The 11,523-nt window shown below is 35.9% G+C and carries 10 protein-coding genes and 1 pseudogene; 6 read left to right on the top strand and 5 right to left on the bottom strand.

Annotated elements, in window-relative coordinates:
• Positions 1-2 precede the first annotated feature (2 nt).
• Together F933_RS15610 and F933_RS15605 are read right to left on the bottom strand one after the other, a co-directional pair.
• Positions 3-1,157 carry an HlyD family secretion protein gene (locus F933_RS15610; protein ID WP_005062771.1) on the bottom strand — a complete coding sequence of 385 codons (1,155 nt, stop codon included), beginning with the start codon at positions 1,155-1,157 and terminating at the stop codon, positions 3-5.
• Between the two features lie 12 nt (positions 1,158-1,169).
• Positions 1,170-2,666, bottom strand: a complete 1,497-nt coding sequence (locus F933_RS15605) for a TolC family protein (protein WP_005062769.1) — start codon at positions 2,664-2,666, stop codon at positions 1,170-1,172.
• 346 nt (positions 2,667-3,012) lie between these two features.
• Here F933_RS15605 and serC point away from each other — a divergent pair, with 346 nt between their 5' ends.
• On the top strand, positions 3,013-4,092 hold the full coding sequence (serC, locus tag F933_RS15600) for a 3-phosphoserine/phosphohydroxythreonine transaminase (RefSeq protein WP_005062767.1): 1,080 nt from the start codon (positions 3,013-3,015) through the stop codon (positions 4,090-4,092).
• A 72-nt stretch (positions 4,093-4,164) separates the two neighbouring features.
• On the opposite strand, the gene F933_RS17300 is transcribed toward serC, so the two are convergent.
• The gene (locus F933_RS17300; protein WP_005062764.1) at positions 4,165-4,308 is read right to left on the bottom strand and encodes a hypothetical protein; all 144 of its coding nucleotides are present in this window, start codon (positions 4,306-4,308) and stop codon (positions 4,165-4,167) included.
• Positions 4,309-4,344: 36 nt separating this feature from the next.
• Complete coding sequence (locus F933_RS15595) at positions 4,345-5,283, bottom strand: hypothetical protein (RefSeq protein ID WP_005062762.1); 939 nt, start codon at positions 5,281-5,283, stop codon at positions 4,345-4,347.
• Positions 5,284-5,499: 216 nt separating this feature from the next.
• On the opposite strand from F933_RS15595, the gene F933_RS15590 reads away from it, so the two are divergent.
• Positions 5,500-5,970: a YaiI/YqxD family protein gene (locus tag F933_RS15590; protein WP_005055028.1), complete on the top strand. Its 471-nt coding sequence runs from the start codon at positions 5,500-5,502 to the stop codon at positions 5,968-5,970.
• 7 nt (positions 5,971-5,977) lie between these two features.
• Positions 5,978-6,871, top strand: a complete 894-nt coding sequence (locus F933_RS15585; RefSeq protein WP_005062761.1) for a DMT family transporter — start codon at positions 5,978-5,980, stop codon at positions 6,869-6,871.
• 12 nt (positions 6,872-6,883) lie between these two features.
• Here F933_RS15585 and F933_RS15580 read toward each other — a convergent pair whose 3' ends face one another.
• A complete protein-coding gene (locus tag F933_RS15580) occupies positions 6,884-7,471 on the bottom strand; it encodes a PilZ domain-containing protein (protein ID WP_005062760.1) in 588 nt (195 codons plus the stop codon).
• 25 nt (positions 7,472-7,496) lie between these two features.
• Here F933_RS15580 and F933_RS15575 point away from each other — a divergent pair, with 25 nt between their 5' ends.
• From F933_RS15575 to F933_RS15565, 3 genes and pseudogenes are all read left to right on the top strand, one after another.
• Positions 7,497-8,732, top strand: coding sequence for a lipoprotein-releasing ABC transporter permease subunit (locus tag F933_RS15575; RefSeq protein WP_005062758.1), 1,236 nt, complete (start codon positions 7,497-7,499; stop codon positions 8,730-8,732).
• Positions 8,725-9,411, top strand: a complete 687-nt coding sequence (gene lolD / locus F933_RS15570) for a lipoprotein-releasing ABC transporter ATP-binding protein LolD (protein WP_005055020.1) — start codon at positions 8,725-8,727, stop codon at positions 9,409-9,411. Before F933_RS15575 ends, lolD begins: the two co-directional genes overlap by 8 nt.
• Positions 9,412-9,493: 82 nt before the next feature.
• Positions 9,494-11,191: pseudogene (locus F933_RS15565) on the top strand (ComEC/Rec2 family competence protein); the annotation flags it as partial.
• Positions 11,192-11,523 lie beyond the last annotated feature (332 nt).

Raw genomic sequence — 11,523 nt, 5'->3', positions numbered from 1 at the left:
AGTTATTTAGCCTCTTCAATTTTAAATAACACACTCATGCCGACTTTTAAATCAGAAATCGACTGTTCAGGAGTTAAGTGAAATTTAAAACTTCGAATATCATAGCCACCTGTTTGGCGTGTACTTTTAATTGTTGCAAAATCACCCTCTGCATCAATTTTTTTGATTTTGAACTGTGCTTTTTGATTGAGCGCAGGTATGAAACCTTCGAGGGTCTTAGTTTTATAAACGGGGTCATAAAGATCTTCACGGATATTTAAACTTACCCATAAATCACGATCTTCAATAATACTGACGACAGGTACACCTGTAGCAACAAGCTCAGTGGGTTTACCATAGGTTTTCGAGACAGTGCCATCAGTAGGCGAATAGAGTTTGGTTTCAGCCGTGAGCGCATTGGCTTCTTTAACAGCCGATTGAGCAATTGCAACTTGAGCATCGGCAGTCGATTTTTGTTGTTCTGTACTACCACGTTTAGCTCGTGCGTATTGTTGATAAGCTGCTTCCGATGTTTCACGGGCAGAGGTTTGTGCAGCGAGCATTTCATCTCTACGTTGACGAGAAATGACACCTTGTTGATAGAGATTTTCTCCACGTTTATACGTTGTCGCTGCTAAATCAGCTTGAGTCTTCATTGCTTGCCAATTGGCATATAAGGTCTCAATATTTTCTTGTTGAGAGCCTCGATAAACCGTAGATTGGAAGGCCATTGCACTTTGTAACGCAGCTTGAGCTTGTTCTTTTTTTGCTTCTAGCTCTGGACTGATAAACCGAACAAGCGCTTGCCCTTTCTTTACAGGTTGCCCATCGGTTATATAGAACTCTTCGATTCGGCTAGGAACTTTAGTACTGATATGTACTGTCTCAGCTTCAACACGACCCTGTAATTCAATTGTTTTTGGTAAATAAGCTTTCCATAAGCCATAGGTAATTAAACCTAAAACTAAAATGATAATGACAAATATAATAAGCTTAAGCTTTCCACGGTTTGGTGGTTGCTTTTGTTGATCTTGAGGCTGAGACATTGCAGAGCTTTGCTCCGTTTCTTCCGCTTTATCTGAACTCATCGCTTGTTCTGATTGGTTATCTTTCTCTTGATTATCAACAGACTGATCTTTATCACGCTCTGAATTGGATGATGATTGATTCTGGCTCATAATTTTCTCCAATTAGCGGATATAGTCAGTACGTGGTTGATTGACATACAGCTTAAATTCATCAACAGAACCATAGCTTTGTAGTAAGGTTGCTAAAGACAAAATATATTTATAAGCATTGAGTGCCATTTCAGATTGAAGTGCATTTAATGCATTTTGTGCATCAATCACTTGAGTCGCAGTGCCCATACCTTCTTTGAATGAAAGCTGTTGAATACGCAAATTTTCTTGGGCTGCTTTTGTATTTTGGATGAGTAATTGATGACTGGTTTGAGCAGAATTTAATTCACTGAACGATTTATACAAAACATTTTCAACTTCTTGTTTAGTTCGCTCAGTCATTAACTCTGCTGCATATTTTTTTAATTCTGCTGCCCGAATATTTTTATTATTATCAATACCTGAGAATAGATTGTATTTTGCCATCACACCGACAATCCAATTCTCTTTACTGTCCAATCCATATTCACCAAAAGCAAAAACACTTGGTTTTTTAGCAGCTTGCTGAACTTTGATATTTTCATTGGCGAGTTGAGTATCCATTTGCAGCTTTTTAATCAAACTGGAGTTTTGATCATAATTGGCGAGAAGCTTATCCAGTGAATGATTTTGTGCTGTGTTCACAAACAGTGGAGTCGTAAGATTTAAACCTTGTTTGGTTTCTAGAAGATTTTGCAAACTAAATTGACTGGCTTGAAGATTAGATTGAGCATTTTGATAAGTCCGTTCTGCATTATTACGGGCAACTTCAAATTGCATGCGTTGCCCCTTGTTTATAAATCCTTGTTTTTCTAATTTCAGTGCGTTGTTATAGTGTTCTTGCATTGCATTTAAATTGAAGCGTGTTGTATTCACTAACTGCTGTTGTAATTGCACATTAAAATATGACTGAATCATTTCTAAACGTTGGCTATCTTGCTGTTGCTTTTCACTGATATTGGATCTTTGAGCTTGGATTGACGCTATTTGCTTGGCACTATTAATTTTTCCGCCCACATATAAAGGCATTACCATAGAAATTGACGTTCTTACGTCATGATCTTCAATCGTGACATCTAAGTTATTTGGAACTTTGTTTAGACCATCACTGACAACTTGATCGAATCCTTGACTGACTTGATCGATCACTTCTGATGGTAAAACATTTTCCCATTGAGATAACTTATCATCAAAACCACGCGTTAGTGAGTTCTCGAGTCTGCGTTTACTTGATTCTAAAGGAACACTGGTTTCACTATGAAATGAATAAGCACGCGCATTAAGATCAATTCGAGGTAAACCGAGATTTTTAACGGCTTCCATTTCGAGCTGAGACGCTTGTTGAAGTGCTTGCTGAGCTTGAGTTGCATAAGCATTTTCTACAACATATTGCTCAGCCTCGCTATAGCTCAATGGTTGGGCGTATAGATAAGTTGAAAATAAAGCACAACTGATTAAGCCTATACTTAAGCTTAATTGTTTAGGAAACCGTTTGACCTTATGGAAAGATCGATCATGTCGATTCAACATTCGATTATGTCGCAATTTAATAATACCTGCGCTAGTCTAAATTCTTTTTTTAAAATTTAAATATTATGTTTTTAATTAAATAGTTATATCACTCCTATTGGTGTTGTGAATTTGTAAAAAGTAGAGTTTTTAATCTAATTAAATCGCATTAAACTGAGGGTTTTTAACTTAAATCATTATCGTTTCAAAAGCATTGTTAAAATAAATAATTTAGAAAAGCTTATTGAAAAATTTATCATCTTTTTTCATTCTAATTGAAATATTTACTTGATTAGCTGCTGCAAGCTTCGCCAATCTATGATTAAATTCCCATCTCAATTTGTTTCACTTTCACAAGGGAAAACTCATGCGTGCTTATAATTTCTGCGCTGGTCCTGCTGCGTTACCTACTGCCGTTTTAGAAAGAGCTCAACAAGAAATGTTGGATTGGCAAGGTAAAGGTCTGTCGATCATGGAAATGAGTCATCGTAGTGATGACTATGTTGCTGTAGCAGAAAAAGCTGAAGCTGATTTACGTAAGCTCATGAATATTCCTGAAAACTATAAAGTACTCTTCTTACAAGGTGGTGCTTCGCTACAATTTTCAGCAATTCCATTAAATTTATTGGGTAAAAATGCTAAAGCTGACTATATTCATACTGGGATTTGGTCTGAAAAAGCATTAAAAGAAGCAAAGCGCTATGGCGATATTAATATCGTCGAAGCAGGCACTTTAATTGATGGTAAGCATGCAATCACAGAGCAAAATACATGGAATCTTTCAAATGATGCTGCATATGTACATTATGCAGATAATGAAACGATTGGAGGTTTGCAATTTGCATCTATTCCAGAAGTAGATGCACCGCTAGTTTGTGACTATTCATCAAGTATTATGTCTGCACCGTTAGATGTAAGTAAATTTGGCTTAATCTATGCTGGGGCACAAAAAAATATTGGTCCTGCTGGTTTAACGATTGTCATTATTCGTGATGATTTACTTGATCAGGCAAAACCAGAAATCCCAAGTATCCTTAAATATGCTGATCAAGCTAAAAATGGTTCAATGGTGAATACTCCTGCTACTTATGCATGGTATTTATCTGGTTTGGTTTTTGAATGGTTACTTGAGCAGGGTGGGGTAGATGCAATCTATAAAGTAAACCAAGAGAAAGCAAAATTACTTTATGGTTATATCGATGCAAGTCGTTTTTATAATAACCCGATCGCTGTTCCAAACCGTTCAATGATGAATGTACCATTTACATTAGCGGATGAAGCACTGGAAAAGACATTCCTAAAAGAAGCTGAGCAAAATCATTTGCTTAATTTGGCAGGGCATCGTTCAGTAGGTGGTATGCGTGCAAGTATTTACAATGCTGTACCTTTAGAAGGTGTACAAGCACTTGTAAACTTTATGGATGATTTTGCTAAACGTCATGGTTGATTCGTGATTTTTACATAAAATAAAAGCCCTCATTGATTGAGGGCTTTTTCATAATTGGAATATGGTCGAAAATTAGAATAAGCCAATTTGATGAAATATAAGTGCTGCTAAAAACATACCAAGTAAAAAAAAGCAAAAAGCACCAACATCAAGTTTAAGACCTTGATCACTTGTGTGAATAAGACTCGTGGTCGTCTGTTCTGGTATAATTTTCATTAGAACGCCTAAAAATGCCATTTATGTGATTTTTTGTCACTTAATTGCAGTTTTAGCATAAATATTGGTCTGAATCCATAGGTTACCACGAATATATTCGCCAATGATAAAGTTTTTATACAAATCATTTTTAGTAGCAATACGAATTAAGATTGCTGGTAAATCATCTTCTAAAACTAAAGTGACGTCATAAAGCGTATATTCAACATCCATAAACTGCATTGTTGTTTTACCAACGATATTACCTTGAAACCAAGCTTCATCTTCTTGACCTAATGTTTCACCGAATAAATAGGCGACCATTTTAGAAAAGTCTACAGTGACAGGTTCTTGATCTTCAGGTGTTTTTGGTTGCCAGTCATTTATCAATTCTTGTAAATTTTCCGGAGCAACGCCATTATGTTCAGTCAAAATGGCATTTAAAGCACGATGATGTTTTATTGAAGCTGGATCATCAACAATGATTTTCTCATCTTTTGCGACAGTTTCTAATTCATATGCCCATGCATTAAATTGAACTTGATAGGTCTGATCCTTATCATATTGACAACTATTTACACTGAATAAATTATCGAATGCATAAATAACTGTATTGGTATTTAAATTTAAACGCAATACAGCCTGTGTTTCAGAATCACAGGTAATAATACGGTCAATTTTCGCATCATATTTATATGGGCTTTCAAAACTTGGAAATGCTGTTTTTAATGCACGAGGCTTTTGATCTTCGACTGCAATAATTTGGTTAATTGAGGCTGCTTGACCACTTGGTCCTTGTATTAACCAAAATGATTGATCCATCTCATGTTCATCTTCACACAGACCCATCGGCATGACAGGAGCATCAAGTGCTAATCCTAACCATTTAGGAACATCAGTTTCAGGCGTATCGGTTAGTATATTCCAATGCTCGACATGGTTACCGAAGTTTTGATCTTGAATTCTAATGATTTCTGGACTGTTTTGATTTTTCATAAAGCATGATGCTAAAAAGATTGAACTTATTCTATTAAATCGAGGGTAAGCTGCGTTTTTCAAGTCCTGATATGTAAAACTCTAAAATTAATTTAATTTTTGAAATTTTTTTCAGTCGTATCGATAGCTCAACGAGATGATCAAGAACATCATTTTAACTCTACTTTTATCTTAATCTGCTACACTGTATTTTTGTCCTCAAGAGCTTTCGCCAAAGTGCTGCCATTTAAATTATGGGTAGATGCTGATGCTTTACCTAAAATTTTACGAGAAGTGATTTTACGTGCCTCTGATCGTTATCAATTAGAAGTTACTTTTGTCGCGAATCAAAATGTTGGTATTACGCCATCTTTGCGTATTAATTCTATTCAGGTCATGAGTGGGGCTGATCAAGCCGATAAAGAAATTGTTGATCGTATGCAAGAAAATGACATTGTCATTACACAGGATATTCCTCTTGCGGCCCAAGTCATTGAAAAGGGTGGAATTGCAATTCATCCTCGTGGTGAGGTTTATACCACTGCAAATGTAAAAGCACGTCTTCATTTACGTGACTTTATGGATACTTTGCGTGGAGCAGGTGTACAAACGGGTGGACCACCGCCGATCTCAGAGCGAGATAAGCGAGAGTTTTCTAGTTCTTTAGATCAAACGATTTTCAAACAAAAACGAAAAACGAGTTCTTGAGCCGTTAATGCCATCACGTCTTAATTTAATGTTCACTTATGGATTATTGATATTCATTTGGGCAACCACACCATTGGCAATTGTATGGAGCGTTTCTGATATCTATCCAATGTGGGCATTGGTTTTGCGTTTTTTTATCGCCTTGCCTTTAGCGATAGCAGTTTTACTGATTTTAAAAATTCAATTTCCAATCAATAAAATAGCAGTACTTAGTTATATCGCTGGTTCTCTGAGTTTAATCGGATCACAAATTTTTACTTATGCTGCTACTGCATTTTTAAGTTCTGGTTTGATCGCTTTGATGTTTGGTTTAGCGCCAATTATGGCAGGGCTGATTGGCAGATTTGGCTTTCAGCAAAAATTAGCAACTTTACAGTGGCTTGGCATGGGTACTTCAATTATTGGATTAGCAATGATTTGCTTAAGTGGCAATCAAAAACATGTCCAACCGATAGGCATTATTATGATGCTTATTAGTGTTTTTGCTTATTCATTGTCAATTTTTTTAGTAAAGAAAATTAATGCGGTTGTACAACCTATCGCACAAGCGACAGGTTCAATTTTAGTTTCCACCTTACTGGCTTTAATGCTGTTACCTTTTATTTGGCAATATGCTCCAACTCAATTTCCATCGCTTAAGTCATTATTGGCGTTGATTTATACTGTGGTAATGGCATCTTTGATCGCGATGTTTTGTTATTTTAAATTGGTACAAAATTTAAAAGCGACAACGCTATCACTCACTACAGTCATGACACCTATGTTAGCCATACTGATTGGAGCTTATCTCAATCATGAGCAGCTATCTGCTCAGGTATTTGTTGGTGCGAGCATTATTCTGTTTGGATTATTTCTTTATTTTTATAAAGATTTACAAACCTATCGTCGCTTAAAAATATAAGTAATTGAAGCTTTAGAGTTGATGATGATCCGTTTGTTGAGTTTCTTGGATACTTTCAGCTAATTTTGCGCGATCTTGTGGATTCAAAGTAATGAAATAGGCACCAATCCGGAATTTACCTTGTTCTTCAGCCGTACTGTAGGCCACTTGTGCTGTTGCAGCGATATGAAATGAGTTTTCTGGATGACTTAAAGTAATGTGTATATATGTGCCTTCATTGAGATCTTGTGTACTAAAAAAACTTAAACCATTTTCAGAAAAGTTGACTTGCTCAGGTACAGGCAACATCGACTGAACAATATTGTCATAGAAAGAACCCGTAATTAGATTCAGTTTTTGATTAAATAGGGATAAGATTCGAGCAATTTGTTGATCTTTTTCATTTAATTGTTCTAATTCGTAGCGAAACGCATGATCAAATTGATCTAATTCATCAAGTAGTAGAAAATAGCGTGGCAATACAAAATGAGAATCATAGGGATCATTCAGTGCAACATCGTCTGGAATGACTTGATAGTTGATTCTTAACACAGCATCGATACGAGACATCACTCGACGTTCCGTATTGTCGTCAACAAGATGATGTTGTGAATTTTCCATAATAAATCACCTCGGACTAGATGGTATGTTTAAGCCAGTTTCGCTGTATATAGGGTTGAGATACACTCGTGCTCGGCGAAGTAATCATTTTATTTCTTTTATTGCCTTGGTTTCCATGATTGGTTTAACCCTTGGCGTTGCTGTGCTCATTACAGTGTTATCTGTCATGAATGGTTTTGACCGCGAATTAAAAAATCGGGTTCTGGGCATGGTTCCACAAGCCACTGTTTCTTCTACCCAAATTCTAACAGATTGGCCTGAGCTTGTAAAAAAAGTTGAGAGTCATCCTCATGTAACTGGTGTTGCTCCTTTTACCCAATTACAGGGTATGCTCACTGCACATGGTCAAGTTGCTGGGATTATGGTGACAGGGATTGAACCAGAATATGAAAAAAAGGTTTCAATCATTCAAAATCATATGGTTACAGGTGATTTAAATGCCTTAAAGAAAGGTGAGTTTGGTATTGTTCTTGGTAAGGATATGACCGACGCACTTGGTTTGGGTCTAAATGATAATGTTACTTTAGTTTTACCTGAAGCAACACCTTCACCTGCAGGTGTGGTTCCGCGTTTCAAACGCTTTAAAATTGTTGGTATTTTTAGTGTGGGTGCAGAAGTGGATTCAATGGTGGGTTATATCGCCTTGAATGATGCTTCAACCTTATTGCGTTTACCCGATGGTGCTCAGGGTGTTCGTTTAAAACTAGATGATATTTTTGCTGCGCCTAAAGTTGCTGATGATATTGTGAGTCAATTACCAAGTAATTTCTATGCATCAAATTGGACTTATACTCATGGGAATTTGTTCAATGCGATTCAAATGGAAAAGACTTTAGTCGCTTTATTGTTAGTTCTGATTATTGTCGTTGCAGCATTTAATATTGTTTCGTCATTGGTTATGGTTGTAACAGACAAAAAATCTGATATTGCGATTTTACGTACGCTTGGTGCATCTCCATCTATGATCACTAAAATCTTCATGGTGCAAGGTACAGTGATCGGTGTGATTGGAACAATTGCTGGTACGATTTTAGGTGTGACTTTAGCTTTAACTATTAGTGATATTATTTCTTGGTTTAATACCGCTTTGGGTTTAAACCTCTTTGATGCTTATTTCGTTCACTATCTTCCTTCTTATCTCAGGTGGCAAGATGTTGCGATTATTGTGACTGTATCACTGTTAATGAGCTTTTTTGCAACGATTTATCCTGCTTTACGTGCAGCGAAAGTTCAACCTGCTGAGGCATTACGTTATGAGTAAGGTTGTTTTAGAAGCAAAAGATATTTATAAGCATTTTGATGATGGCAAAAGTAAAGTTGAAGTCATTAAAGGTCTCTCACTGCAAGTGAATGCAGGTGAATTTGTCTCGATTGTTGGTTCAAGTGGCTCAGGTAAAAGTACGCTTTTACATGCTTTAGGTGGCTTAGAACAACCTTCACAAGGGCAGGTTTTTTTACAAGGGCAGCGTTTCGATAATTTAGGAGAAGCTGAGCGTGGCTATAAACGTAATCAATATTTAGGTTTTGTTTATCAGTTTCATCATCTTTTACCTGAGTTTTCTGCTTTTGAAAATGTTGCTATGCCATTAATGCTACGCAGTGACAGCAATTTTAAAGATGTAAAAAAGCAAGCCGAATATTTACTTGATCGCGTTGGATTGTCTCACCGAATGGATCATAAACCTGGCGAATTGTCGGGTGGTGAACGGCAACGTGTTGCTTTAGCTCGTGCATTGGTCACAAAGCCAGCAGTTGTACTTGCCGATGAACCAACGGGTAATCTTGATCGTAAAACAGCATTAAGTATTTTTGAATTACTCACAGATTTGAAAAAAGAGCTAAATATGGCGATGCTGATCGTGACGCATGATGAGCAATTAGCACAATCAGCTGATTCAATTTTACATATGCAAGATGGTTTATGGATTGATCATAAATAATTTTTGTTTAATACCTTGTTAAAGCCCTGAAAAAGGGCTTTAATTTTGCCCTTAGAAAAATCAAAAACTTCATTATAAGTACATGTTAAAAATTATTTTGTTGGGCTGGATTGCAGGAATTGCAATGATGGGGCACCACTTCAGTTTTGTATCTACATCATGGTGGATATGGCTAAGTATCGCGATGATTATCTTTGGTATGGGTTGTATTAAACGCAATCTGTATTTTGATCAACCCATTTATAAATCTCTAATTTTAATCAGCGCCAGTTGGGCGCTATTTTGCACTGGATATCATTTTGCAGATTCAAGATTAGAACAAAGACTTGAATTAAGAGAGTTAGAAACACAGCCATTTGAAGCAATTGTTTATATCAAGAAGATAGATGAACCAACCCTAGAAGGGCATAAGCAAGTCGCGGAAATACTCAATCGACATGCTCAACCTGTTAATTGGATGCTTTATTTAAAAAATAATCGTCATGTATCGATTAACACGCAAACTTTGCAACTTGGACATTATTATCGAATTTATGGCAAGATCAAACCAGCGCATAGCTATGCTATTGCTGGAGCATTTGATCAGGAAAAATGGTTTTTACAGCAAAATATAATGTCAGCATTCTCTGTACAAAATATCCAAGCTCTAACATTAGATGAGGTATATGGCTTAGGTTATCAACCTCATTTAAAACAACAACAAGCCATTCCAGCGAAATTTTTATTAGAGATTGAAAAAATCCGTTTAACGTTTCGGCAAATGTTGGAACGATCTTCCTTGAATAACAAAGGTTTACTTTTAGCTTTACTCACAGGGGATGAAAGTCTTTTATCTAGCACTCAGAAAGATCAGTTTCAACAGTTGGGTATTTCTCATTTATTGGCGATTTCAGGTCCACATGTTTTGATCTTTGCATTTATGTTTACTTGGTTGCTGAAAATAACGGTTCAACGTTTTCATCCAAAGCTATATTTATGGAAACCTAGACAAATTTTATTGCTCTTGCCATTTGTCTTTAGCGTTTTACTATACGTCGCCTTTGTTGGTTTTGAAATCCCTGCAATGAGGACTTTATTAACCGTTAGCATCGCCAGTCTTTTTCTAATTTTTCGACAATCACTCCAACCATTTGCTTTACTCGTGTATAGCGCGAGTTTTCTACTTATTTATGATCCATTTAGTATTCTATCCGCTGCATTTTGGTTGTCTTATGGCGCTTGTTTTATTTTATTAAGAATTTATCAGACCATAGAACAATTGCCTAAAGATCAGATTGCAACTGTCTCACAACGATTTTTTTTCATAATTAAAATATTAGTCGAATCACAGTGGAAAATATTTGTTGCCTTGATGCCGTTGGTCTTAATTTTTTTCCAACAAATTTCTTGGGTCGCGCCATTTAGTAATTTAATTGCTATTCCTTTACTAAGTGGCTTAATTGTTCCTGTGAACATTTTTGCAGCATGTGTATGGCTCATTAGTGCTCCACTAGGACAGTTTTTCTTTCAGATCAGTGATTCGTTACTTTCTTTATTAATGGTCATGCTGAACGTTTTACAGGCCATTTCACCTGATTTGTATGGTGTAAGTTGTACACCATTAATGATGCTTTGTTTGATTATCTGCATATTGATTATTTTTATGCCAAGAGGAACCATTCCGAAAGCTTGGGCAATCATTTGTTTTTTACCGATATTGTTTGGCTTAAAAGCTCAACCCACTGTTTTAAGTATTTTAGATGTAGGTCAAGGTAAGTACTCAAGACTTTACAATATGGAATTTAACCTAACTGTTGGATTTTAAAGTGCTATTTATGTTTTTTGGAAATTCCATATTTAATAAAGAAAAAATGGAATTTAATTATAGTTTTGATTGTAAAACATACAAAAAATTCCATGGAAATTTAAAGAAAAAATAGCTAGGTTGCTGTTTAGCTATTAAGAATAGATAAAAAGTTCTTATTCATTCCTAAGACTAAATTTTAATTTTGTCTGTTATGTACTTAATCTACTCACTAAACAGACAAAGGTTCTAGGTTTTTTTATATAATGGTTATTATGGAAGATAGTTCTTTAATTATGGGGTTGAAGTAATCAGATTGGTATGAGAAA

Origin of the sequence: Acinetobacter beijerinckii CIP 110307, from assembly GCF_000369005.1 — a bacterium.
GTDB classification, from domain to species: Bacteria; Pseudomonadota; Gammaproteobacteria; order Pseudomonadales; family Moraxellaceae; genus Acinetobacter; species Acinetobacter beijerinckii.
This window is presented reverse-complemented; position numbering and strand designations above follow the sequence as displayed.

What these genes read in the sequence shown, in the direction of transcription:
- F933_RS15595 (WP_005062762.1), bottom strand. Translation starts at nt 5,283, where the DNA reads ATGAAAAATCAAAACAGTCCAGAAATCATTAGAATTCAAGATCAAAAC.
- F933_RS17300 (WP_005062764.1), bottom strand. Translation starts at nt 4,308, where the DNA reads ATGAAAATTATACCAGAACAGACGACCACGAGTCTTATTCACACAAGT.
- F933_RS15610 (WP_005062771.1), bottom strand. Translation starts at nt 1,157, where the DNA reads ATGAGCCAGAATCAATCATCATCCAATTCAGAGCGTGATAAAGATCAG.
- F933_RS15575 (WP_005062758.1), top strand. Translation starts at nt 7,497, where the DNA reads ATGTTTAAGCCAGTTTCGCTGTATATAGGGTTGAGATACACTCGTGCT.
- F933_RS15585 (WP_005062761.1), top strand. Translation starts at nt 5,978, where the DNA reads ATGCCATCACGTCTTAATTTAATGTTCACTTATGGATTATTGATATTC.
- lolD (WP_005055020.1), top strand. Translation starts at nt 8,725, where the DNA reads ATGAGTAAGGTTGTTTTAGAAGCAAAAGATATTTATAAGCATTTTGAT.
- serC (WP_005062767.1), top strand. Translation starts at nt 3,013, where the DNA reads ATGCGTGCTTATAATTTCTGCGCTGGTCCTGCTGCGTTACCTACTGCC.
- F933_RS15605 (WP_005062769.1), bottom strand. Translation starts at nt 2,666, where the DNA reads ATGTTGAATCGACATGATCGATCTTTCCATAAGGTCAAACGGTTTCCT.
- F933_RS15580 (WP_005062760.1), bottom strand. Translation starts at nt 7,471, where the DNA reads ATGGAAAATTCACAACATCATCTTGTTGACGACAATACGGAACGTCGA.